Source organism: Stutzerimonas sp. KH-1 (assembly GCF_054483855.1).
Genome location: NZ_CM137011.1, coordinates 1600073 through 1625774 on the forward strand (window position 1 = coordinate 1600073; position 25702 = coordinate 1625774).

Below are 25702 nucleotides of genomic sequence, written 5' to 3' on the forward strand. Positions count from 1 at the left end.
CTGGAATCAGGGCGCGTCCGGCGAAGCCGCAGCCGTCGGTGACTGATCCAGCTGCGCGCTGTCCCAGCCACCGCCCAGCGCGGCGATCAGCAGCACACTGGCGGTCAGCCGATCGCCCAGCAGGGTCAGATTGGTGCGCTCGTTGTTCAGCGCGGTGGTCTGCACCGTGGCAACGCTGAGGAAATCGACGGTGCCTGCCCGGTACTGGTTCTCGATCAGACGCAGGGACTCCTGTGCCGCCTCCAGCGCCTCGCGCTGCACCACCGCCTCCTCTTCCAGGACTCGCAGCTGCACCAGGTAATCCTCCACCTCGCGGAAGCTGTCGAGCACGGTCTGCCGGTAAGTGGCCACGGTCTGGTCGTAACTGGCTTCGGCACGCTCCAGTTCGGCGCGCCGGCTGCCGAAGTCCAGCAGTGTCAGCGCGAGTTGCGGGCCGAGCGACCAGAACTGGTTGGGCACGCTGAACAGGTCGCTGAAGCTGCTGTTGCGGTAGCCACCGCTGGCGGAGAGCGTCAGGTCGGGATACCAGGCCGCTTCGGCGACGCCGATGTTGGCGTTGGCCGCCATGACCTGGCGCTCGGCGGCGGCAATATCGGGACGCCGCTCCAGCAACTGTGACGGCACGGCTAGCGGCACGCCCGGCAGCGCCGGGATGTCCTCGCGCACCGCGATGTCCAGCTCCGAGGGCGCAACGCCGATGAGCACGGCAATCGCGTGTTCCATCTGCGCCCGCTGCCAGCGCAGGTCGATAGCCTGGGCCTGGGTACTCTTGAGTTGTGTCTGCGCCTGGGTGACGTCGGATTTCGGCACGATACCGGCCCGATACTGGTTCTCGGTCAGGCGCAGCGAGCGTGCGTAGGCCGCGACGGTCTGATCGAGCAGGCGCTGATGTTCGTCGATCACCCGCAGTTGCAGGTAGGTCTGCACCAACTCGGCCTGCAGGCTCAGCCGCACCGCGGCCAGGTCTGCGGCGCTGGCCTGCATGCTGGCGCGGTTCGCTTCCAGATTGCGCCGCAGCCGGCCCCAGATGTCCGCTTCCCAGGACGCACTCAGGCCTGCTTCGTAGCTTTCGCTGACGCCACTGCCGAACGAGCCGCCGCTGGTGTCCGAGCTACCGCTGCCCTGCGCCGAACGGGTCACGCCGGCGCTGCCGGAAAGGATCGGGAACAGCTGCGAGCGTGCACCACGTACCAGTGCCCGGGCCTGACGGAACTGCGCCTCGGCCGCTGCCAGGTTCTGATTGTCGACATTCAGCCGGCCGACCAGGGCGTCCAGCTCGGCATCGCCATAAAGCCGCCACCACTCGCCACGCGCCAGCACATCGGCCGGTGACGCCGGCTTCCAGCCTTCGGCCTGCTTGAACTCGGCGGCTACCGGCAGTTCCGGCCGTTGATAGTCCGGGCCCAGGGTACAGGCACTCAACGACAGAGCCAGAACGGCAGCGGCGATGGGTTGCAGGGGCATCTTCAGCGACAACGGGCTCATAGCGAATTTTCCAGGGCGGCATCGGTGCGTACACCGCGCCAGCTGTTGAAACGATGACGCAGACGGTCCAGGTACAGATAGACCACCGGCGTGGTGTAGAGGGTCAGGATCTGGCTCAGCAGCAGGCCACCGATGATGGTCAGGCCCAGCGGCTGGCGCATTTCGGCGCCCTCCGCGCCGCCGAGCAGCAAGGGCAGCGCGCCAAGGATCGCCGCCATGGTGGTCATCAGAATCGGGCGAAAGCGCAACAGGCAGGCTTGGTGAATCGACTCGGCGGGCGACAGCTTGTCCTGGCGCTCGAACTGCAGCGCCAGGTCGATCATCAGGATCGCGTTTTTCTTCACCACGCCGATCAGCAGGAACAGCCCGAGCAACGAAATCAGGCTGAACTGGTTGCCGGTGAGGATGATCGCCAGCAGCGCGCCGACTCCGGCCGATGGCAGCGTCGAGAGAATGGTCAGCGGGTGAATGTAACTCTCATAGAGAATGCCCAGCACGATGTAGACCAGCAGCAAGGCGCCGAGGATCATCAGCGGCTGGCCCTGTTGAGTGCTCTCGAAGGCGCTGCCGGTGCCGCCGAGACGGCCCTGTACCTCGCTCGGCAGGCCGATTGCCGCCACCGCCCGCTCGATCGCCAGCGTTGCCTGGTCGAGGCTGACGCCCGGGGCGAGGTCGAAGTCGATGTTCTCCGCAGCGAACTGGCCATCATGGCTGACCCGGTCTTCTTCCAGACTGCGCTCGTAGCGTGCGAAGGCCGCCAGCGGAACACGGCGACCGTCCCCGGTGATGACATGAATCTGTTCGAGCACCTCAGGGTAATCGGCGTAGCCTGGGTCGATTTCCATTACCACGCGGTACTGGTTGAGCGCCTCGTAAATAGTGGAAATCTGTCGCTGACTGAAGGCGTTGTTGAGCAGCGTGGTCACCGTGCTCATGTCGATGCCCAGACGCTTGGCGGCATCCCTGTCGACCTTGAGGGTGATCTGTTGCGCTCCTTCGCCATCATTGGCGTCGATGCTGGTCAGCTCGGGCAGCGCCGAAAGCGCCTGGGTGACCCGTGGCACCCAGGTGCGCAGGTCGCCGAGATCACTCGCCAGCAGCGTGTAGGAATAGGCCGAGCTGCTCTGCCGGCCGCCGCCGAACTGCAGGTCCTGGTCGGCCATGAGGAACATGCGCCCGCCGGGCACTGTGGGCTGGTTCTTGCGGATGCGCTCGATCACCTTCTGCGCCGAGATCTTGCGCTCGCTCAGGGGCTTGAGGCGCACGATCATGAAGGCATTATTGATGCCGCCCTGCCCGCCGATGAAGCCGGCTACGCTCTCCACTGCCGGATCGGCCAATACCGCCTTGCGGAATATTTCCATCTTCGGCTGCATGACCTGGAACGACAGGCCGTCGTCGCCACGGATGAAGCCGGTCAGCTGACCGGTGTCCTGCTGTGGAAGGAACGTCTTGGGCACCTGCACGTAGAGCACCACGTTCAGCGCAATGGTCGCCAGCAGGCTCAACAGGGTGATGCGCCGATGACGCAGCGCCCAGCTCAGCGAGCGATCGTAGTAGCGCAGCAGCCACTGGTGCGCCGCGTGGCTCCAGCGCTGCAGGCGCCCTTCCGTCGCCGCTTCGTGGGATTTGAGCCAACGCGCGCAGAGCATCGGCGTCAGCGTCAGCGAGACCAGCAGGGACACCAGGATCGCTGCCGCCAGGGTGATGGAGAACTCGCGAAACAGCCGCTCGACGATGCCGCCCATGTAGAGGATCGAGACGAACACCACCACCAGCGACAGGTTCATCGACAGCAACGTGAATCCGACTTCGCGGGTACCGACATAGGCGGCCTTCAACGGAGGCATGCCTTCATCGATATGCCGGGCGATGTTCTCCAGCACCACGATGGCGTCATCCACTACCAGGCCGGCGGCCAGGATCAGTGCCATCAGCGAAAGGATGTTCAGCGAGAAGCCGAACAGGTACATCACCGCGAAGGTGCCGACCAGCGACACCGGCACCGCCAGCGCCGGAATCAGCGCGGTGCGCAGGCGACCGAGAAACAGGAACACCAGCACGATGACCAGGCCCACCGCGATCAGCAGCGTGCGCTCGGCCTCGTGCAGCGTGGCGCGGATCACCGGCGAGCGGTCCATGGCGATATCCAGGTCGACGCTGCCCGGCATGATGGCCTGCAGCGCCGGCAACTCACGGCGAATGCCTTCGATGGTTTCGATGATGTTGGCACCGGCCTGGCGGTTGACGATCAGCAGCACCGCCTGCTCATTGTTGAAGAAACCGCTGTTGTAGCGGTCCTCGACCGAGTCCCGAACCTGCGCCACGTCACCCAGGCGCAGCGCGGCGCCGTCCTGGTAGCGGATGATCAGCGGCGTGTAGTCGGCGGCCTGGTGGAGTTGGTCGTTGGCGCGCACCTGCCAGTGCCGGTCGGCGTCCTCGACCATGCCCTTGGGCCGGCGCACGTTGGCATTGGCGATGGTCTGGCGCACCTCGTCCAGCGAAACGCCGTACTGTTCCAGCTGTTGCGGCTGCAATTCGACGCGCACCGCCGGCAACGAGCTGCCACCGACCTGGATCTCGCCAACGCCGGACACCTGCGACAGCTTCTGCGCCAGGATGGTGGAGCCGATGTCGTACAGATCGGCCTTGTCCAGCACGTCTGAGGTCAGCGAAAGCACCATGATCGGCGCCTGGGACGGGTTGATCTTGCGGTAGGTGGGCATGCTGCGCATGCCGCTGGGCAACAGGTTGCGCGCGGCGTTGATCGCTGCCTGCACATCGCGGGCAGCCCCATTGATGTCGCGATCCAGATCGAACTGGATGATGATCCGCGTCGAGCCCTGGCTGCTGCGGCTGGTCATCTGGCTGACCCCGGCGATGCTGCCCAGCGAGCGCTCCAGTGGCGTGGCCACGCTGGAAGCCATGATCTCCGGACTGGCGCCGGGCAGGCTGGCCTGCACCGTGATCACCGGGAAGTCCATGTTCGGCAGCGGCGACACCGGCAGCAGGCCGAAGCTGACCCCACCGAGCAGCAGGATCGCCAGGCTCATCAGCATGGTCGCCACCGGGCGGGCGATGAACGGGGCTGAAAGGTTCATGCCTGCCCCCGCGCGATTGCAGTCCTGCTCACGCTTGCGCCTCCGCCAGCGGCTCGCGACGACGCCCGAAGCGCTGGCCGAGGCGGTCGAAGAACAGGTAGATCACCGGTGTGGTGAACAACGTCAGCAGCTGACTGAGCAGCAGGCCGCCCACCAGCACCAGGCCGAGCGGCTGGCGCAGTTCGGCACCGGAGCCGGATGCCAGCATCAGCGGAATCGCACCGAACAGCGCCGCCAGGGTGGTCATCAGGATCGGCCGGAAGCGCAGCAGCGCCGCGCGGTAGATCGCATCCTGCGGGCTCATGCCTTGCTGCCGTTCGGCCTCAAGGGCGAAGTCGATCATCATGATCGCGTTCTTCTTGACGATGCCGATCAGGAGGATGATGCCGATGATCGCGATAAGCCCGAGATCGTTGCCGGTCAGCAGCAAGGCGAGCAAGGCGCCCACCGCCGCCGAGGGCAGCGTGGAGAGGATGGTGATCGGGTGGATGTAGCTCTCGTAGAGCACACCGAGCACGATGTACATGGTCACCACCGCGGCAAGGATCAGCAGCAGCGTGCTCGATAGCGAGGCGCGGAAGGCCTCCGCGGCACCCTGGAAACGCGTCTGGATTCCGGCCGGCAGGCCGATCTCCTGCTCCACCGCCTCGATCACCTCCACCGCCTTGCCCAGCGACACGCCACTGGCCAGGTTGAACGAGAGGGTCACCGCCGGAAACTGACCGATATGGTTGATCAGCAGCGGTGCGTTGCGCTGTTCCAGGGTTGCCAGGCTCGACAGCCGCACCGGCGTGCCGCCTTCGCTCTGCACGAACAGCTGCTCCAGCGCCTGCGGACCAAGACGGTTGCCCGCCTCCGCCTCCAGCACCACGCGGTACTGGCTGGCCTGGGTGAAGATGGTGGAGATCTGTCGCTGGCCGAAGGCGTCGTACAGCGCATCGGTGATGTCCGCGACCTGGATGCCGAGGCGCGCCGCCGCGTCGCGGTCGATGTCCAGGTAGATCTGCAGACCATTGCTCTGCAGGTCGCTGGCCACGTCGGTCAGCTCCGGCCGCTCGCGCAGCGCCTCGACCAGGCGCGGCGTCCACTCCTGCAGCAACTCGCTGTCCGGCGTTTCCAGGCTGAACTGGAACTGCGTGCGGCTGACCCGGTCCTCGATGGACAGGTCCTGCACCGGCTGCAGATACAGCTCGATACCCGGCACCTTTGCCAGCTCCGGCCGCAGGCGATCGATCACCTGGCTGGCGGTCAGGTCGCGCTCGCCGTGGGGCTTGAGGTTGATCAGCAAACGGCCGCTGTTGAGCGTGACGTTACTGCCGTCAACGCCGATATAGGACGACAGACTGTCCACCGCCGGATCGGCAAGAATCACTCGCGCCAATGCCTGTTGACGCTCGCTCATGGCGCGGAAGGAGATCGACTGCGGTGCCTCGCTGATGCCCTGGATTACGCCGGTGTCCTGCACCGGGAAGAAGCCCTTGGGCACGGCAAGGTAGAGCACAACCGTCAGCCCCAGTGTGACGATTGCCACCACCAGGGTCAGCGTCTGGTGGCGCAGCACCCAGGTCAGCCAGCGCGAATAGCCGCCGATCAGCCGCTCCACCCAATCGGGTTTTTCTTCTGCCGCGTGGGGTTTGAGCAGCTTGGCGCACATCATCGGGGTCAGCGTCAGCGAGACCACCAGGGAGATGAGGATGGCCACCGCCAGGGTGATGGCGAACTCGCGGAACAGCCGGCCCACCACGTCCTGCATGAACAGCAGTGGGATCAGCACGGCGATCAGCGAGAGGGTCAGGGAGATCAGGGTGAAACCGATCTGCTTCGCGCCCTTGAGCGCCGCATTGAGCGGGGTCTCGCCCTCCTCCAGGTGCCGCGCGATGTTCTCCAGCATGACGATGGCATCGTCCACCACGAAGCCGGTGGCGATGGTCAGCGCCATTAGCGTCAGGTTGTTCAGCGAGAAGCCGCACAGGTACATCACGGCGAAGGTGCCGACCAGCGACAGTGGCACCGCGATCGACGGGATCACCGTGGCCGACAGCTTCTTGAGAAAGACGAAGGTCACCATCACCACCAGGAAGGTGGCGAGCATCAGCTCATGCTGTACATCGGTGACCGCGGCGCGGATGGTCTGGGTACGGTCGGTAAGCACGATCACGTCGAGCCCGGCCGGCATGCTGGCGGTCACCTCCGGCAGCAACGCCTGGATGCGCTCGACCACCTCGATCACATTGGCGCCCGGCTGGCGCTGGATGTTCAGCAGCACGGCCTGGCTTTCGTTGGCCCAGGCCGCGAGACGTTCGTTCTCGGCGCCATCGACGATCTCGGCTACGTCCTTCAGGCGCAGCGCGGCGCCGTCCTGATAGGTCAGGATCAGCTCGGCGTACTCCTCCGGCGTCTCCAGCTGGTCGTTGGCGTCGAGCATCGACACCCGCGTCGGTCCATCGAAGTTGCCCTTGGGCTGGTTGACGTTGGAGTTGGCGATCAGCGAACGCACGTCGGCCAGCGACAGGCCATAGGCGGCCAGTGCTTCTGGATTGGTACGGATACGCACCGCCGGTCGCTGCCCGCCGGCGATACTGACCATGCCGACGCCGTTGATCTGCGCCAGCTTCTGCGCCATGCGGGTATCGACCAGATCGTGCAGCTGCGGTAGCGGCAACGCATCGGACTTTACCGCCAGCGTCAGCACTGGCGTATCTGCCGGGTTGACCTTGTTGTAGACCGGCGGCGCCGGGAGGTCGTTGGGCAGCAGGTTGTTCGCCGCGTTGATTGCCGCCTGCACTTCCTGCTCCGCGATATCCAGCGCCACTTCCAGCGAGAAGCGCAGGGTGATGACCGAAGCACCGCCGGAGCTGGTCGAGGACATCTGCGCGAGCCCCGGCATCTGGCCGAACTGGCGCTCCAGCGGAGCGGTTACCGCGCTGGTCATCACCTCCGGGCTGGCGCCTGGGTAGAGTGTCATCACGCGGATAGTCGGGTAATCGACCTGCGGCAGCGCGGCCACCGGCAGCAGCTTGTAGGCGATCAACCCGGCCAGCAGGATCGCGACCATGCTCAGCGTGGTCGCTACCGGTCGCAGGATGAACAGGCGGGAGATATTCATCGCGCCTCGCGCTCCGCGGCCTCGTCACCACCGAGGACCGGCTTCTCGGCCGCCTCCTCGGCCATTCGCTGGCCGCTCACGACCTCGACCTCAGCACCGTCACGCAGGCGGTCGGTGCCTTCCATCACCACTCGCTCGCCGACTTCGAGGCCCTCGAGCACCACGGTGGTTTCGCCATTGGTAGGGCCGGCCTCTAGCGATCGCAGTTCCACCTTGCTGTCGTCGCCGATGACGTAGGCGAAGGTACCGCGCGAGCCGAACTGCAGCGCCGCGGAGGGAATGAGTACAGCATCGGCCAGGGTCTCCACCCGCAGGCGGACGTTGACGAACTGGTTGGGGATCAGCAGCTCCGCTTCATTGTCGAAACGCGCCTTCAGGCGCAGCGTGCCGGTGGTCGCATCGATCTGGTTGTCGATACTTTCCAGCACGCCCTCGCCGAACAGCACGCGTTCGCCACGATCCCAGGCCTGCACCGCCAGCTCGTCGCCCTGCCGATAGCGGGTCAGCACCGGCAGCAGGTCACCCTCGGGCAGGGTGAAGCTGATCGACATGGGCTGGGTCTGCGTGATGACCGCCAGCGGCGTGGTGTCATTGGCCGACACCAGGTTACCTGCGTCGAGTTGGCGAAGACCGACTCGACCGTCGATGGGTGAGCGGATCTGGGTGAACTCCAGGTTCAGGCGCGCCTCGTTGACCGCAGCCTGATTCGCCGCCAGCGTGCCCTGATACTGGCTGACCAGCGCCTCTTGGGTATCCAGTGTCTGCTTGGCAATGCTGTCTTCGGCGTACAGGCCGCGATAGCGCTCGAGATCCACCTGGGCATTCTTCAGCTGCGCACGGTTCTGCTGCAGCGTGCCTTCGGCCTGTTGTAGCGCGACCTTGTAAGGCCTCGGATCAATCACGGCCAGCAGGTCGCCTTTCTTGACGCGCTGCCCCTCCTCGAAGCGCAGCTCCACCAGCTCGCCGCCGACCCGGCTGCGCAGATTGACCGTGTTCAACGGCGTCACGCTGCCCAAGGCTTTCTGGAACACCTCGAACTCGCCCTGCTCTACCGTCGCGACACGCACCGGAACCGGGCCGCCGAACGCGCCGAATCCCGGTCGACCACCCGGGCGCTGCGGGGCGTCCTTGGAGGCGGGCCATAGCCACCAGATCAGCGCCGCAATGGCGATGACGGCGATGATTAGAACCACCCAGCGAAGGCTGGAGCGCGTGGATGTGGGATGCGTCTCGGACATGAACGGAGTTCGCTTGGAAAGGAGCGTGAACCATAAGCAGTCGCGATCCGCTCGCAAAGTGCCTTTACGGCATTTTTACGTATCGGCATGTACACGATGACCGGTTCAGAGCCATGGGCCTGGAACCATGGAGCAGGTCTTAAGTCTATCTAGCGTTCCTCTCGCGGCCCGTGCGCGAGTGGAGCGCTGTGAGCAAGCCCCGCGCTTTGCAGCACGTCGAAATCGGACATTGTCGTGTCGTTCAACGAGCCATCGCCTCATCGATGGCCGGCATAGGATCAAGGAATGAATGCATCGCTGGTCATTCTGGCGCTCACCGTCGCCAGCTTTCTTCTCGGTTTTCTTCGCGATCTGTTCATCGCCCGCTCGTTCGGCCTCAGCTGGGAAGCGGATCTCATCTTCGTTGCGCTGATCCTGCCGCTGTTCTTCGAGAACTTCCTCGGCCTGGCATTGCGCGACACCATGATCCCCTACCTGCAGAGGCTGCGCAGCCAGTCGGAATCGCTGTTCGAGGCGGTCGCGCGCTGGCTCTACTGGCGTGTGATGCTGCTCGGTGCCGCCGCCTGCGCACTGATCGTGATTTCCAGCTACTGGGTACTCAACGCGCTGGCGCCCGGTTGGACCACCGAGCAGGTAGCCAGCGGTCAGCTGGTGTTCTGTGTCGGCGCTCTGCTGATCGCCGTGCAAGCGGCGCTTTACTGCCAGGGCGCACTGCTGAACATGGACAACGTGTTCATCATGCCGATGACGCGCACGCTGCTACTCAATGCCGGGGCAATCGTCGGCATTCTGTTGTTCGAGCCCAGTGGCATGGTGATCTTCCTCGGCATGCTGCTGCCGCAGGTTGCGCTGATCATCGTCCAGCACCGGCGCATCCGCTACATGCGTGGCGAAGCGTTGCCGCTGGAGAAGGGACACGGCAGTCAGTTCGGACTGGCGTTCGCGCCAGTGCTGCTGGCTGCCGGGGCGCAGCAGGCATGCATACTTGCCGAACGCATGTTCGCCTCGTTTCTCGAGGAAGGCAGCATCACCATGCTTTCCTTCGCCTTCCGCATCGTCACCATTCCGCTGACGCTGTACGCCATGTCGGTGCTGTCGGTCTTGTTTCCGCAGTTTTCCTCAAGCTGGAACGACCAGGACCATAGCGGTCACGCCGCTGTGATCCGCAAGGGGTTGCTGGCGACGCTGTTGTTCCTCGTGCCTGCCGCAGTGGTGCTGTGCTCCTTCCCCGAGGCGGTAGTCTCGGTGCTGCTCGAACGTGGGCAGTTCGGCGCGGCCCAGACGCGGGCAACGGCTTCGCTGATGGTGATTTACGCGCTCGGCCTACCGGCGATGGGACTTGCCCTGCTGTGGGGACGAGCGTTGCTTGCACAGCACCAGGCGCGTCTGTTCCTCGTCATCACGCTGATCAGCTCGGTCATGACCATAGCGCTGGATGCTGCACTCTATCGCCACTACGGCGCCGCCGGGCTGGCACTGGCCTTCACCAGCGGGGCCATGTTGCAGGCGCTGTTCATGGGGCTGTTCGTCTACCGCACCTCGCCCCGAGGCGCCGGGGTGGCCGTACTGGCGCGCTGGCTGGCGACCGCAGTAGCGCTCGCCGGGGCAGTGCATTTCCTGCCGCAGCCACAGGGCTTCGTCGAACTGTGCCTTTATATCGGGCTGGTGCTGGTGGGTTTCGCCGCAGGGGTCACCCTGCTGGGTGAGCGTGATCTGTTCCGTCCGCGCTACTGGTCGATGCGCAAGGCGTGACAGATGCTCACTGTCGTCGCGAGCTGAAGTTCCAACGGCAGAAACGACAAGGCCGCTGCGTGGTGCAGCGGCCTTGTCGTCAGGACGTTCATGCTCACCCCCCCAGGGCGAGCATTCCCATGGTGCTGACGCAGGGCGTCGTCCAGCCGTCCGATGTGGCATCGGATTTCTGCGGACGCGGTCGGCGCTGCTCCATGACGATGTCCAGCGCACGACTGGGCAGGATATCGATATCGTCGAAGGTGATGATCTGCCCCGGCTCGACCGCACGTTTGAGCGCCGTCTTGCGTAGCAGGCCGATAGGTACGTGATCCGGATGCTCGGCGAGCTTGATCGCCTCGCCACGGAACTGGAAGCCACCGATTCCACGATCAATCAGCTCACCGGGCTTCATGGCGCGCTTGGCAATCGCCGCCACGCCCAAGGTCGGCTCGGTCGAGTTGTTGAGCAGCACACCGCCGCCGTCCAGTACGCGGCGCAGGGTCTTGCCCACCTCCAGCGAACACAGGTGGAACGGCCTGACCAACGTGTAGAACGGCCCGCGTCCCAGCTTGAAGTACTCGATGGCTCGCGCCTGATCCTCGTCGTGCCGCCCGACCAGGAACACGCCACCGGCTGGGTAACCTGAGGGGATCACATAGTCGACGATCGGCTGTCCAGCGCGCTCGGCCATCATTCCCAGCAAACTGGCGCTGTCGTCCAGATTGGTCGAGGCCAGCCCTTCCATGCCCTGACGGGTAATGGTCGCGCCGAGGCCGTTGCCGAGGATCACCTGTTCGATCTGGACCTTGGTGCCATCGGTAAAGGAGGTCGTCTGGTCAACGCTGATGCCTTGTCGATTGGCCCAGTAGGCCATGTCTTCGGGCGAGGGGTCGTGGTTCAGATAGCCCTTCATGTTGCCGTAGACCATCGGCTGGAAGCCCATCTGCAGCGCATCTTCGCGCAACGCCGCGAGCGAGCCGGGCTGATCGCCCTCGGCTTCGGTGAGAAAACCCTTCCCCGCCAGGTAGGAACCCGTGGTGACCTGCAGCTCGGCGTTGACGGTCACCACCTGCAGCCCAGCCTCGAAGGCCCGTTCGATGACCGAAGTACCGTGGAAGACATCACCACTGCATTCGACGATCAGATCGGAATGATCGATCAGCTCGTCCAGCGAGTTGGTCAACGCCTCGGGCAGCGGGAAGTCAGTCAGCGAGGAAAGCGGGCGGCGCGTCAGGACGCGGGAAATCTGCATGTCCTGATAGTGCCGTTTGATCAACCGAACGATGCCGTGGGCAATCATTCCGGTTCCGGATATACCGATTCTTTTGACATCTGAGGTAGGCATAACTGAATCCATTCAATGGGCATCAGCTCTATGACAGCAGCCGCGCGAAAAGATTTTTAAGAAAAGCTGCCTAATTGCCATCTTTGTGGGCTTACGCTCACCCTGAAATCCTCTGGTAAGCGACACCACGGAAAGTAGTTCGACCCCGCTGTTTCCGCTAATTGACCTCGACAGGCGGTTTCACTTGTGCCGATGGGTTTCTGTCGCCAAAAAAAAAAACGGCGAGCCCCTAAGGACTCGCCGTCGATTAGCCATTTGCGCGCTTCAGGCAAGTGAAGCGATAGCTGCCTCGTAGTTCGGTTCGCTGCCGATCTCGCTGACCAGTTCGCTGTGCAGCACGCGATCCTGCTCATCCAGCACGACTACCGCGCGTGCGGCAACGCCGGCCAGCGGGCCGCTGGCGATGGCCACACCGTAGTCCTTGAGGAACTCGGCGCCCCGCATGGTTGACAGGTTGACCACATTTTCCAGCCCCTCGGTGCCACAGAAGCGTTTCTGCGCAAACGGCAGGTCGGCGGAGATGCACAGCACGACGGTGTTCTCGAGCGCATTGGCCTGAGCATTGAACTTGCGCACCGACGTGGCGCAGGTCGGCGTATCGACACTTGGGAAGATGTTGAGGATCTTGCGCTTGCCAGCAAAGGCTGCCAGCTCGACGTCGGCGAGGTCGGCGCCTACCAGGCGAAACGGCTTGGCCTGCTGACCGGCCTGCGGAAACTCGCCGGCTACCTGGACGGGGGTGCCTTTCAGGGTGACTTCTGTCATTGCTTCGCTCCTCGATGGGTGACACGAAAAGGCCGCGGGGCCATCAGCCCCACGGCCTGAAAGAGGGCCCGAGTGTAGCCTCGGACCGCCGATCGGTGAACCGCCATCTAGGGCGATTACCGACCGTTACCGGCATCAGCTGCGTGCGAAATATTCCTTGGTCAGCTTGACCACTACCGGACTCAGCAGCAACAGCGAAACGAGGTTGGGGATCGCCATCAGGCCGTTGAGGGTATCGGCCAACAGCCAGGCGAAGTCGAGCTGGGCGATGGCACCGAACGGCACCGCCAGCACCCAGATCACACGGAAAGGCCAGATGGCTCGCGTGCCGACCAGAAACTCCCAGCACTTCTCGCCGAAGTAGCTCCAGCCCAGGATGGTAGTGAAGGCGAAGACCACCAGCGCGATGGTCAGGATGATGCCACCGATACCCGGCATGGCCGACTCGAAGGCTGCCGCGGACAGCGCCGCCCCGCTTTCGCCGCTGGTCCAGACGCCGGTGCAGATGATCGCAAGGCCTGTCATCGAGCAGACGATGATGGTGTCGATGAACGTACCCAGCATGCCGATCATGCCCGAGCGCACCGAGCTGGTGGTGGTACCGGCCGCCTGAGCGATACCGGCGGTACCGAGGCCCGCCTCGTTGGAGAAGATGCCACGAGCCACACCGAAGCGAATTGCCGCCATGACCGCAGCGCCGGCGAAACCACCGGTAGCGGCGATCGGGGTGAAGGCGTGGGTGAAGATCAGGTCAAACGCCGCCGGAATGGTCGATGCATTGACTACCAGCACCACTACAGCAGCGATCAGGTAAGCCAGGCACATGAACGGCACCAGCGAGGCGGCGACCACACCGATGCGGCGAATACCGCCGAGGATCACCAGGCCGACGATCACCATGGTGATCAGGCCGGTCGCCCACAGCGGCACCGAGAAGGTGGTTTCCAGCGCGTGGGCCATGCTGTTGACCTGCACCATGTTGCCGATGCCGAAGCCGGCCAGCCCGCCGAAGATGGCGAATGCGGTGCCCAGCCAGACCCACTTCTTGCCCAGGCCGTTCTTGATCGCGTACATCGGGCCGCCAACGTGCTCGCCCCGGTCGTCCTTCTCGCGGTAATGAACCGCCAGCACGACCTCGCAGTACTTGGTTGCCATACCGACCAGCGCGGTGCACCACATCCAGAACAGCGCCCCCGGCCCGCCGAGAAAGATTGCGGTCGCCACACCGGCGATATTCCCTGTCCCCACTGTCGCGGCAAGGGAGGTCATCAGTGCCTGGAACGGGCTGATTTCACCGGTCGAATCATCTCCCTTGGCACGGCCGCGCCACATCAGCGCAAAGCCTGTGCCGATGCGCGTAAGCGGCATGAACTTGAGGAAGATCATCAGGAACAGACCGGTACCGAGGATCAGTACCAGCATGGGTGGGCCCCAGACGAGGCCGTTTACGGTATTGACGAGGTTGTTCAGAAATTCCATTCGAGCACCTTATTTCTTATAGGCGAGTTCCCTCGCGTTGGGGGCGCGCTACCGTGGAGCCGTTGAAAAACATGACGCTTGTGGCGGTGGTTTTTCAGCGACCAGGTACCGACGACTCCGATCCGCCTCTGGAGCTTGTAAGCGCTGAGGTCCGCAGCGCTTTGCAAGACTCGTGCTAGAGCGTTGCGCGGCGATGACCGCGACGGTCGGAAGCGTGGATGCTACCACTGCATTCGCTCGTTGGGCGCGGGGCAATCGCGCCAGATTCGATGATCGAATCGACGCAGGAACCAGACCGAACGGTCAAACCCGGACAGCCAGAGCCCGCCGAATAGCGAATGGCAAGCAAAGCGAACTCAGCGTAGCCCAGTCTGGTGCGCGCGCCAGTGATCGCTGGCGCGCTTTGGTGCGCCTGTTGCCATATCAGATCGATCGGCCGGGTAGAACAGCGCCGCAAGGCGACGGCCGCCCTGTAGCCACGCCGTGCCTGCACTCAGAAATTGCGGCGGTAGAAGATGTCCAGCGAACTGGCCAGACCGCTGGCCGCCTCGAGAAAAATCCGCCGCGTCAGTTGATAGCGCAGCGCGATGGTATTCGACGGCTCGAACACGCCGACGCCGTAGCGCAGGGCCAGGCGTTCGGTCAGTCGGCCGGTGGCGACCACGCTGGTGCTGGCGCCCGTGCCTTCGGTGTCCAGCTGGAAGTCCTGGATGCCCAGGCGCTGCGCCAGGCCGCCGGTGATGGACGAGCTACCCGCCAGGCCAAGACCCAGCGCCGCCTGTGCCAGCAGGTTGCTGTCCCCGCTATCGGCGCCCAGCGGTCGCCCCAGCACCAGATAGGCCAGTGCCTGCTCCTGACTCATGGCCGGTTCGGAAAACACATCGATGCGTGGCTGCTCGGCGCTGCCGGTGATGCGCAGCCCGGCGACCACATTATCCGCATCGATCCGCCGGATCGCCTCGATGTTGAGGAACGGCTGGCTGATCACGCCGGTGAACAGCAATTCGGCGCGGCGGATGGTCAGCCGCTGGCCGTAGGCCCGATAGCGACCGTTCTTCAGCTGCAACTCGCCGCGCGCATCCAGGTTGTCGCCGATATGCAGATAACCCGCTAGATCGGCGGTCAGCCCGAAGCCGGAGAAGCGCAAGCGGTCCTGGCCCACCTCGACATCGATATCCATCTTCACAGCCAGCGGTGTCGCCGGCTCCTCGGCTTCGCGACCGATGATCACCGTGTCCTCGGAGACCTTCACCGTCGCCGGCGGTAGCTCGCGAACCGTGATCGCACCGCGCGGCACTTCGACCCGACCGCTGACCGCCAGGTCCTGCCCGCTGAGCACGATGCGCAGATCCGGCTCTACCTCGAGGTCAGCGTAAGGCTCGACTACCACCGGCAGGCGACTGCCCTTGATCGCCAAATCCAGATCCAGTTCGTTTCGCCAGTCCAGTGCGCCGTTCAGGCTGCCGCGGCCCTGTTCACCGGCCCGCCAGTTGCCGTCGATGTTCAGCCGCTCACCCTCGATCAGCAGGCGCACCCGCAGATCTTCGAACGTCGTCGGCAGTTCGCTGCCGGCAATTTCACCGTCACTCAACAGCAGCTGGCCGTTGAGCGTCGGCTGCTGCAGGGTGCCGGCCAGCTGGCCACTTCCGTTCAGTTCGCCGCGCAGACGCTCGACCATCGGCACAAACGGGCGCGCCACCGAAAGATCGAGACCGCTCAGGCGAAACTCGCCATCGATTGGCTTGGCCGCAGGCCGCGGATCGATCTGCAGCTGCACGTCCAGTTCGCCCAGCTCACCGCCCTGAAAACGCAGCTGGCTGTCGATTCGCTCCGGCAGCAAGCGACTGTTCAGCGCCAGGGTCTGATAGGGGAAGTCGTGCCACTCGTCTGCATCGCGAATGCGCAGCACGCCGGGGCCGGCGTCGACCTGAACCCGGCCATTGGGTCCGCCAGCGGGAAGGTCCAGCTCGATATCGGCATTCAACTCGCCCTGCCAGCGGAAATCTTCGGGCAGATACTCGGCCAGGGTCTGCAGGGAGAAATCGCGCAGGCGATAGCGAATCTGCGGCTCCGGCAGCAGGCGCTGATTCTCCGCACAGAGGCTGGCGGGCCCGGAGCGCCAACAATGCGCACCGAATTCCAGTCGGCCATCGGCAAAACGCTGCAGCGTGGCCGGCTGTTGCAGGGCCCAGTCCTGCTGCTGCGCGCTGAGTTCGCCACGCGTCAGCCGGCCAAGCCAGTCCTCACCGCGCAATCCGCCATCGAAAGCCAAGGCCAGGTCGAGCAACGGACCTTGCAGCTGCAGATCGGCCTGATGCCGTTCCGCAGTGCCTTCGGCATTGATCCGCAGTGCACCGAGTTCCGTCTCGCCTGCGCGGATTCGCTCGGCGTTCAGCGCCAGCCGCCCGCGTTCCCCATCGGATAGCTGACCCTGCACGCTGAGGCGACGCAGCCGATTGTCCTGATAAGCGAGGTTGCGACCGCTCAGCTCGAGCCGCCCGCTCGGCGCCGCTGCGGTTCCCGCCAGCGTGACCTCACCGTTCACTCGCCCTCTGAGATCGGGCCACAACTGCGCCAGGCGGCCCAGCTCCAGTTGCAATCGGCCATCCAGCGTCTGTGCCCAGCTGCCGCTGCCGTGCACGCGGTTATCACCCGTACGCAGGTCGATGACCAGCAGATCCCAACGCTCGCCTTCGCCGTTGGCCTGCAATTGAAGGCTGGTGTTCTGACCACGCAGGCGTCCGGCGATGTCGAGGCTCGCTTCGGCCTGCAGCTGTTCGTCACGCAAGGCGCCCTGGCTTTTCAGCGAACCGCCGAGATTGCCCGGCAGTTCAGCCAGCCAGTACGCAGGATCGAGTTCGCTCAACGTCAGGTCGGCTTTCCAGTCGACGCCCGCGGCGAAGCCGATGCTCAACGAACCCGTCGCACTGCCCTGCCCGGCTTGCAGCTGCAGTTGCGGCAGATGTACCGCTTCGAGATTGCCGCTGACCGGGCTGTTCAATGTGAAATCCCCGGCCGGGCCGGTCATGGCCGATTCGAAATTACCGAGATAGCTGCCGTCGTCATACTGAATCTGCGCCTTGAGCTCGCGTAGGGTCACCGGCGGCTCTTCGATCGCCGGGTAGAGCCGTCGCCAGGGAAAATCGCGCCAGAGCAGATCGGCATTCGCGGTCAGGCCGTCCTGCCAGTCGACATCGCCACTCAACCGCACATCGCGCTGCTGACCCGCATCCAGCTCGAGCATCTCGATCTGCGCTCCGCTCGGACTGACGACGCCCTCCAGCGCCAGCCGCACTGCGCCACCCTCCCCTGGCAGTTCGGTGGTACCGAGCAACCGGTAACCGTCCTGCAGGTTGCCGCTTGCTGTTAGCTCCAGATCGTTCAGGCGCAGGGTGTCCGGCAGATCGGGGAGCGCCTTGAACCCGTCGGCGTTCAGCCGGAGCGTCGCCGGCAATTGCTCATCGAGGGCGCGCAGCTGCCCGCTGAGGGTACCGTCGAGATAGCCCTGGCTTTGCACCTGCACCTGCAGCTTCTCGCGCAGATCGCCATCCACAGCGATCATCAGCGCCCACGGCTGCTCGTCCGGCGACTGCAACGCCGCCTGTCCGTCCAGCGTCAACGGCCAGTCACCGCTGGGCTGCAGCCGGCCAGTCACTGACAGGTCCACATCCGCCCTGCGCAAGTCGAGGCGCTGGATGTCCAGGCCATCCGCACGCCAATCTGCCTGCAGATATAGATTTTGCACCTGCTCGCTTTCATTGAGCGTCACCCGGCCGATTTCGATGCGTTCGACTTGCAGCGCCAGCGGTAGATCGAGCTCAGGCAAGCTGAAGGGCTCCGCCGCCGGATCAGGCTCACTGGGCGGGAAGCTGAGGTCGATGTCGCCGGTGACCAGCTCGTCGATGCACAGCGTGCGTTTGAGCAGGCACGCCGGTGACCAGGCAAGACGGGGCTGTTGCACTTCGACACGGCTGCCGTCCTGCTCCCAGATCAGCCGCTCGGCCTGCCAGCGCTGGCCGAGTCGGCCCTCGAACGTTTCGACTGTCAACCCCGGTACCTGACCCAGCAGCCAGCGGCTGCCGCTGGCGGTGCCGAGTAGCACGACGGTGACGATGAGCACGAGCAGGATCAGCCCAAGCAGCGTCCAGCCAAGCCCACGCAGTAGCCGCATCACAGCTCCGGCCCCATGGAGAAATGCAGGCGGACACCACCGTCGCCATCCAGCGGATGCGCGACATCGACGCGAATCGGGCCGACCGGCGATACCCAGCGCACACCGACGCCAACGGCACTTTTCAGCGTGGGAATTTCCAGCGAGTTGAAGGCGTTGCCCTGATCGACGAAGGTCGCGACACGCCATTTCTCGGCAATCGAATACTGATACTCGGCGCTGACCGCGAACTGATAGCGGCCGCCGATCTTGTCGCCATCGGAGTTGGTCGGTGACAGGCTTTGGTAATCGTAGCCGCGCACGCTCTGATCACCACCGGCGAAATAGCGCAGTGACGGCGGCACGTTGACGTACTCATCGGTCCAGTTGCCGCCAAGCTGCACGCGACCGAGAAAGCGATGCCGCTGGGCCAGGGTGGTCAGCCCCCGCAGTTGCACGTTGGCGTGGACCAGATCCGCGTCGGAAAGCACCCCGGCCTTCGCGGCAGCCACTTCGAACTGCAGGCGATACCCGCGGCTCGGGTCGATACGGTTGTCGCTACGCAGGTAGCTGTAGGCGACGCCGGGCATGAGCAGAGTACTGGTCCCGGAATCGTCCCCGAGGCGATATTCCTCGTGCTGCCACTTCAGCGACAGCACGCGCAGCCAGCCGCTGGGCAGCTGGCTGTGCCATTCCGGCCCGACCTTGAGCAGACGGCTTAGGCTGTCGGTGCCGGCGATCTCTTCATACTGGTAGCCGCCGACGAAGCGCAGCTTGTCGGTCAGTGGCGGGTCCAGCGGAATGTCGTACCAGAAACCGACGTTCTGCCGCGGCGCCGACAGTTCCGCCTCGGCACCGTAGCTATGACCTTGCGGGTTGACCCAGTGGCGCGTCCAATCCAGCCGGACCCGCGGGCCTACGTCGGTGGAATAACCAAGGCCGAAGCCGAAGGTGCGCGGCTTGCGGGTGGTGAGCGCGACCGAAACCGGGATGCGCTGCTGGTTGGCACCGCTCGGGTTGGCATCGACACGCACGCCCTCGAAATAGCCGCTCGACTGCAGCGCCTGGCTGAGTTCGGCGATCAGTTCTGAGTCGTACGGGGTGTCTGCCTCGAACGGCACCATGCGCCCGAGCAAGTCGTCATCGAACGGCGAATCCCCCTCGAAGCGCACGTCGCCCAGGCGGTAGCGCGGCCCGCTGTCGAATACCAGCTCGACGTCGGCGACATTCTCCCGCGGATCGACGGCCAACCGCTGCTGAGTGAAGCGACCATCGAAATAGCCGAAGCGCGAGGCCTGGTTGAGGAACTGCTGCTTCACCTCCTCGTACCGACCGTGGTTCAGCACATCGCCCTGACGCAGGGTGCGTTCGGCGACGCGAAAGCCGGAGAACTCAGCGGCAGGCCCGTCCAGCCGGACGGTGATGTTGCGCAGCTTCACCGGCTCACCGGTTCGCACACGCAACAGCAGCGCCGGTTCCTCGCCCTCACGCACATCGGTGCGGATGCGGCTGCGGTAGTAACCCAGCGCTTGCAACGCCTTTTCCGCCTGACGCTGCGCGACCCGGCTGTAGCGCAGCAGCTCGCGCGCGTCACGGTCGCCCAGGTCGCCAATGTAGTTCTCGATATTTTCCCGGAGCGCCCGGTTCTCGGGCTCGATGCGAACGTCGAGCTCGGCGGCGCTGGCATGAATGCCGCTCAACATCACGAGTGCGGCTGCCAGCGGGCCGATTCGGTTCGATTTGCACATGGCCAGCGATGCTAGCACGTGTTTCCGCTCAGGCCCGAACGTGCGGGCTAGACAGTGTGTAAGGCGGTCTTGCGGTGGGGCGGGCATCGGCTGACATCGCGTGGCTTCAGACCTGTCAGACTGACCCGCCCGGATAAAATTCGGACACACCTAACGCGCCGCTTCCATCCGCTTGGGCGCCGGATGAAAGAAGATGTGTTCGACCACCGGGCCGACGGCGATCTGGCCTATCTCCTCGTAGCCCTGCCGCTGGTAGAAATTCAGGTAGCGTGGATTGCCGGTATCGATCACCAGCCCCTGGGAGGTTTCATCCTCGGCGCACCACTCGTGCACCGCCTGCAGCAGCTGCTCACCATATTGCTGCCCCTGAAACTGCGGATGTACACCGAGCAACGGCAGGAGATGCACCGCGCCGGTCGGCAGACACGCCAATACCGCCGCGTGGTAGTCCAGATAGCGCCGAGTGCAGCGGAACCCGGCGGTCAGCAGCATGCGCGCGCGCCAGGCCCAGCTTTCGGTGACATCCAGCCGCCGTTGCGGCGGCGCGATCAGCGCGACGGCTATCAGGCGGTCGTCCAGCAACAGCCCGAGTGCTGGTTGCTGCTGCAGGAAATGCTGGTTTACCAGCTCCCGTACGGTCGCGCGCACGCGCTGCTGATAGCCGGGCCGGTCCGCCTCGAACAGGTAGGCAAAGGTCGGTTCGTGACGGTATGCGTGATACAGCAGCGAACGGGTTTCGCGGTCATAACCACTATCGAGCGTGCGAACCTCGGCAGACATCGGCATGGCAACTCTCGGCTTTTTCCAGAGGGATGCTTGCAACTTAGCAGCGCTTCGCCCGCCCCGCCACGCCGCCGGAGCTGCTGCCGTTCATGCTGCTCCAAAGACAATGCCGTTGCTGTCCGTTTCAGCTCGAAACTTGGTAAGCATGGCGCCGCGGCTCTAGAATCGGCGTTCTTTGCCCACGACAGATCGGCATCGGCAGCGCCGCGCCGGGTGTTGTTCCCCCTTGAGCCTCAGCCAGCCTTCACGGAATCCCATGAAAATCGTTTCCTTCAATATCAATGGATTACGCGCAAGACCTCACCAGCTTTCTGCAATCATTGAAAAGCATCAGCCAGACGTCATCGGCCTCCAGGAAACCAAGGTTTCTGACGAACAGTTTCCCCAGGCGGAGATCGAAGCGCTCGGCTACCACGTCCACTATCACGGGCAGAAGGGCCACTACGGCGTCGCCCTGCTCTCGCGCCAGGCACCGCTGGAGATACACAAGGGCTTTCCCAGCGACGGCGAGGAGTCGCAGAAGCGTTTCATCTGGGGCCGCTTCGCCGATGCCAACGGCCAGCCGGTCACCGTCATGAACGGCTACTTCCCCCAGGGCGAAAGCCGCGCCCATCCGGTGAAGTTTCCCGCCAAGACCAAGTTCTACGCCGACCTGCAGACGCTGCTCGAACAGCAGTTCCGCCCCGAGGATTCCCTCGCGCTGATGGGCGACTTCAATATTTCCCCGCAGGACTGCGACATCGGCATCGGCGAAGTGAACGCCAAGCGCTGGCTGCGCACCGGCAAGTGCAGCTTTCTCCCCGAGGAGCGCGAGTGGCTCGAACGCCTGAAGGGCTGGGGGCTGCAGGACAGCTTTCGCACCCTAAACCCGGAAGTCGTCGATCGCTTCAGCTGGTTCGACTATCGCAGTCGCGGTTTCGAGGACGACCCGCGTCGCGGCCTGCGCATCGACTACATCCTGACCACCGCAGCGCTGCACCAGCGCGTGGTCGATTGTGGCGTCGACTACGACATTCGCGCGATGGAGAAGCCTTCGGACCACTGCCCGGTGTGGATCGAGCTGCGCTGACGACCTCTGCGCAATTCCGGCAGCGCCGTCCGCGCTGTCATTTATTGGTAACCGAACCGTCTTAATCTCGCGGCCTTCTACAAGGAGGTCGTGAGATGACGCCACGAGTGTTTGGACGGTTCTGGAATCGGGCACTGCCCCTGCTGTTGCTCACGCTTGGAAGCGCCTCCGGCAACAGCCTCGCCGCCCCGCCAGACGGAACGACCATACTGCGCATCCACGGCTCCAACACCGTGGGTGCCAAGCTGGCACCGATGCTGGTGGCCGGCCTGTTCGAGGCCAAGGGCCTGCAGTCGGTCCGCATCGCCCCGGCCGGCAAAGAGAACGAGCAGCGCGTCACTGCCCTCGACGAGCGCGGCAAGACCATTCAGGCGCTGGTCGCAGCCCATGGCACCGGTACCGGATTCGCCGGGCTGAAAGAGGGCACTGCCGACCTCGCCGCTGCGTCGCGACCGATCAAGCAGAGCGAAGCGCAGAGCCTCTCCGCTCTGGGCGACCTGCGCAGCGCTGAGAGCGAACAGGTCATCGCCATCGATGGCCTGGCGGTGATCGTCAATCCCGATAACCCGGTGCAGTCGCTCAGCGTAGAACAGGTCGCACGCCTCTTCTCAGGCGAGATCGCCAACTGGCGTGAGCTCGGCGGTGCCAATGCAGCCGTCGAGTTGCACGCTCGCGATGACCAGTCCGGTACCTACGACACCTTCAAGGAACTGGTCCTGGGCAGCCAGGGCAAAACGCTGGCTACCAATGCAACGCGTTACGAGTCCAACGACGCCTTGTCCCTGGCCGTCAGCCGCCGTAGCGGGGCCATCGGCTTTGTCGGTCTCGCCTCTGTCGGCAAGTCGAAGGCGCTGGCAATCACCGACGGCGATTCCCAGCCCATGCCACCGGCCACGGCCCTGGTCGCCACCGAAGACTATCCCCTGTCGCGGCGCCTGTTCCTCTACGCCGATCCACAGAAGCAATCGAAATGGACCCGCGAATTCCTGACGTTCGTGCATAGTCCTGCGGGGCAAGCCATCGTCGAGAAATCCGGCTACGTGGCCCAGGCCATCGCGCCGATCAGGCTGCCGCTGCAGACCACGATGCCTGAGGCCTATCAGCAGCTGGCCAAGGAGGCACAGCGCCTGACCGTCAACTTCCGCTTCGCCGAAGGCAGCGCGCAACTGGACAACAAGGCCCAGCGCGACGTGCAGCGTTTGATCGACTATCTCAACAGCCACGACAAGCAGATGAACGCGGCGGTGCTGGTCGGCTTCGGCGACGCCCGCAACGATCCCGCGCGGACTGCATTGCTGTCCAAACTGCGCGCCATGGCGGTGCGTCGCGAACTGGCGCGTGGCGGCATCCTTGTGAAAGAAATCAACGGCTTGGGCGATCAACTTCCAGTGGCATCTAACAGCGAAGCTGGCCGCATCAAGAATCGCCGCGTCGAAGTCTGGGTGTACTGAAACGAGTGCAAGATCGTATCGGCTGCCAGCCGCGGGCGTACTGTCCCGGTGCAGGCGCCGGGTTTAAGCTCGGGCGATTTCCGCCAGCAGGAATCGTCCATGTACCTCATCTGTGGTGAAGCGCTTTTCGATGTGTTCGCGGCCTCGACCGACAGCCGCAGTCACCTGAATCTGGAAGCCGTCGCCGGTGGCTCGCCGTTCAACGTTGCCGTCGGGCTGGCCCGGTTGGGCGCGCAGGCCGCGCTGCTCGGTGGGCTCTCCCACGATCATTTCGGTCAGTGCCTGCTAGAGCTGCTGCAGGAAGAAGGCGTTGCCACCGAGCATCTCGCCATCTTCGATGCGCCGACCACCCTGGCGATGGTCGCCATCGGTGCCGATGGCAGTCCGGTCTACAGCTTTCGCGGCGAAGGCTGTGCCGATCGCCTGTTGCACACCGAACAGCTGCAGCCGCTGCCTGCGGACATTCGCGGCATCCATTTCGGTTCCTACTCGCTGGTGACGCCGCCGATTGCCGATACGCTGCTGGCGTTGCTGCATCGCGAGCATGCCCGGCGCCTGATTTCACTCGATCCGAACATTCGCCTCAACGTCGAACCCAGCCTCGAACGTTGGCGCGAGCGGGTCGAGGCGTTCGCCGAACGCGCACATCTGATCAAGGTCAGCGACGAGGACCTGGCCCTGCTCTATCCAGACATGGCGCCAGCGAGCATCGCCCAGCGCTGGCTGGAGCATCACGCCGAACTGGTGGTGCTAACCCGCGGTGCCCACGGCGCACAGCTCTTCAGCCGCAAGCACGGCCAGTTGCACGTGGCAGCGCAGGCGGTGACGGTGCGTGACACCGTGGGAGCCGGCGACACCTTCCAGGCCGCGTTGCTCGCCTACCTGGCCGAACAGCAGCTGGACTCGCCGCGCGGGCTCGCGCAGATGGGACCCGCGCAACTGCAGGCCATGCTCGCCTTCGCCAGCAGCGCCGCTGGCATCACCTGTTCCCGGCGTGGTCCGGACCTGCCCTACCGATACGAAATTGCCTGACCGGTTTGGCCGTTGCGCCCTCAGCAGCTATAACCCTTCGTGGCCTTTCACGACAACGGACCCTGCATGAGAGCGTTGAAGATTACCGACCCGTCCTACGAGCTGATGGACGACCACCACGGCAACTCGCTGATCTATCGCGAACATGGTTTCCCCTGCCCGCTGGTGCGCTGGCACAACCACAAGGAATACGAGCTGCATCTGATCGTCGCCAGCTCCGGCAAGGTCTTCGTCGGCGACTACGTGGGCAATTTCGGACCGGACAGCCTGTTTCTCACCGGTCCGCACCTGCCGCACAACTGGATCAGCCAGGTCGAGGAAGGCGAGGTCGTGGCCAAGCGCGACATGCTGGTCAACTTCACCGACGAGATGCTCGAGGCCGGTCACGCTGTGTTCTCCGAGCTGCGGACTTTCACGCCGATGCTCGAACGCTCGCGCTACGGCATCGAGTTTCGCTGTCCGCAGACCATCGCCCAGGCACGCCAGCTGATGCAGCAGATCGCCGACAGCCGCGGCGCCACCCGCCTCGGCTATTTCCTGATCATGCTCGAGCTGCTTGCCAGATGCGACGACTACCAGTTGCTCTCCGGCGCCACCTCGGCACAGTTGAGCGACGAGCAGCAGGCCGACCGGACCAACATGGCGGTCAACTACATCTTCGAACACTACATGCGCGAGCTGCCGCTGGAGGAAGTCGCCAGCCATCTCGGCATGAAACCCACCTACTTCTCGCGCTTCTTCAAGCGCGCCACCGGGCGCTGCTACGTCGAGTTCGTCAACAGCCTGCGCATCAGCAAGTCATGCGAACTGCTGCTCGATCAGGACAAGCCGGTCACCGACGTCTGCTTCGAATCGGGTTTCAACAACCTGTCCAATTTCAATCGCCGCTTCCAGCAGCTCAAGGGCATGACCCCATCGCGCTATCGGCGTCTGGTCGAACAACGCCTGACCGAGCAGAACCTGGCCGGCTGATACGCTTCCGGCCGGGCGGGTTCGGCGCCCTATCCTGGACTGTCTCTACGTTCGCGCCATTACGGTTGTGGCAAAGCCTCATTCTTGAGCCCCGGCGACGGGTCTGGTCGGTGCCGCTGCGAGCGGCCCGCCTCGCTCAACCGAGTGCAAAAAAGTATCGAAGCGAGTGCAGTCACGGCTTTGTCGCGCTGCTCCCCCCGGCGTTGTAATGCTCGCGAGACGCTCGTAGCGCAGTACGCGGGTA

Annotated in this window: 15 protein-coding genes; 5 read left to right on the top strand and 10 right to left on the bottom strand. The window is 64.3% G+C overall.

Annotated elements, in window-relative coordinates:
- Positions 1-6 precede the first annotated feature (6 nt).
- Genes ACX1DW_RS07665 through ACX1DW_RS07680 form a run of 4 tightly spaced genes read right to left on the bottom strand, consistent with a single transcriptional unit; the run spans position 7 to position 8930 of the window.
- The gene (locus tag ACX1DW_RS07665; RefSeq protein ID WP_458993134.1) at positions 7-1485 is read right to left on the bottom strand and encodes an efflux transporter outer membrane subunit; all 1479 of its coding nucleotides are present in this window, start codon (positions 1483-1485) and stop codon (positions 7-9) included.
- Positions 1482-4586, bottom strand: coding sequence for an efflux RND transporter permease subunit (locus ACX1DW_RS07670; protein WP_458993135.1), 3105 nt, complete (start codon positions 4584-4586; stop codon positions 1482-1484). The genes ACX1DW_RS07665 and ACX1DW_RS07670 overlap by 4 nt, the downstream gene beginning before the upstream one ends.
- A 28-nt stretch (positions 4587-4614) precedes the next feature.
- A complete protein-coding gene (locus tag ACX1DW_RS07675; protein ID WP_133457204.1) occupies positions 4615-7692 on the bottom strand; it encodes an MdtB/MuxB family multidrug efflux RND transporter permease subunit in 3078 nt (1025 codons plus the stop codon).
- Positions 7689-8930, bottom strand: coding sequence for an MdtA/MuxA family multidrug efflux RND transporter periplasmic adaptor subunit (locus ACX1DW_RS07680; protein ID WP_458993136.1), 1242 nt, complete (start codon positions 8928-8930; stop codon positions 7689-7691). Before ACX1DW_RS07680 ends, ACX1DW_RS07675 begins: the two co-directional genes overlap by 4 nt.
- A 285-nt stretch (positions 8931-9215) precedes the next feature.
- Between ACX1DW_RS07680 and murJ the strand changes: the two genes are divergently transcribed.
- Positions 9216-10682: a murein biosynthesis integral membrane protein MurJ gene (gene murJ / locus ACX1DW_RS07685; RefSeq protein WP_458993137.1), complete on the top strand. Its 1467-nt coding sequence runs from the start codon at positions 9216-9218 to the stop codon at positions 10680-10682.
- 94 nt (positions 10683-10776) lie between these two features.
- On the opposite strand, the gene ACX1DW_RS07690 is transcribed toward murJ, so the two are convergent.
- The 6 genes from ACX1DW_RS07690 to ACX1DW_RS07715 all read right to left on the bottom strand — a co-directional run bounded on the left by ACX1DW_RS07690 (position 10777) and on the right by ACX1DW_RS07715 (position 20937).
- On the bottom strand, positions 10777-11964 hold the full coding sequence (locus ACX1DW_RS07690) for an NAD(P)-dependent oxidoreductase (protein ID WP_063542215.1): 1188 nt from the start codon (positions 11962-11964) through the stop codon (positions 10777-10779).
- A 309-nt stretch (positions 11965-12273) separates the two neighbouring features.
- On the bottom strand, positions 12274-12774 hold the full coding sequence (gene tpx / locus ACX1DW_RS07695) for a thiol peroxidase (RefSeq protein ID WP_267930512.1): 501 nt from the start codon (positions 12772-12774) through the stop codon (positions 12274-12276).
- Between the two features lie 135 nt (positions 12775-12909).
- The gene (locus ACX1DW_RS07700; protein ID WP_230724765.1) at positions 12910-14253 is read right to left on the bottom strand and encodes an alanine/glycine:cation symporter family protein; all 1344 of its coding nucleotides are present in this window, start codon (positions 14251-14253) and stop codon (positions 12910-12912) included.
- Between the two features lie 493 nt (positions 14254-14746).
- Positions 14747-18424: a translocation/assembly module TamB domain-containing protein gene (locus ACX1DW_RS07705; protein WP_458993138.1), complete on the bottom strand. Its 3678-nt coding sequence runs from the start codon at positions 18422-18424 to the stop codon at positions 14747-14749.
- A complete protein-coding gene (locus ACX1DW_RS07710) occupies positions 18424-20106 on the bottom strand; it encodes an autotransporter assembly complex protein TamA (protein ID WP_458993395.1) in 1683 nt (560 codons plus the stop codon). The genes ACX1DW_RS07705 and ACX1DW_RS07710 overlap by 1 nt, the downstream gene beginning before the upstream one ends.
- 195 nt (positions 20107-20301) lie before the next feature.
- Positions 20302-20937: a GNAT family N-acetyltransferase gene (locus tag ACX1DW_RS07715; protein ID WP_448131877.1), complete on the bottom strand. Its 636-nt coding sequence runs from the start codon at positions 20935-20937 to the stop codon at positions 20302-20304.
- Positions 20938-21190: 253 nt separating this feature from the next.
- Between ACX1DW_RS07715 and xthA the strand changes: the two genes are divergently transcribed.
- The 4 genes from xthA (at position 21191) to ACX1DW_RS07735 (ending at position 25458) form a co-directional block, all read left to right on the top strand.
- The gene (xthA, locus tag ACX1DW_RS07720) at positions 21191-22003 is read left to right on the top strand and encodes an exodeoxyribonuclease III (RefSeq protein WP_458993139.1); all 813 of its coding nucleotides are present in this window, start codon (positions 21191-21193) and stop codon (positions 22001-22003) included.
- 95 nt (positions 22004-22098) lie between these two features.
- The gene (locus ACX1DW_RS07725; RefSeq protein ID WP_458993140.1) at positions 22099-23454 is read left to right on the top strand and encodes a substrate-binding domain-containing protein; all 1356 of its coding nucleotides are present in this window, start codon (positions 22099-22101) and stop codon (positions 23452-23454) included.
- A gap of 99 nt (positions 23455-23553) precedes the next feature.
- Positions 23554-24486 carry a carbohydrate kinase family protein gene (locus tag ACX1DW_RS07730; RefSeq protein ID WP_458993141.1) on the top strand — a complete coding sequence of 311 codons (933 nt, stop codon included), beginning with the start codon at positions 23554-23556 and terminating at the stop codon, positions 24484-24486.
- Between the two features lie 66 nt (positions 24487-24552).
- A complete protein-coding gene (locus ACX1DW_RS07735; RefSeq protein ID WP_285361662.1) occupies positions 24553-25458 on the top strand; it encodes an AraC family transcriptional regulator in 906 nt (301 codons plus the stop codon).
- The last annotated feature ends 244 nt before the right edge of the window (positions 25459-25702 follow it).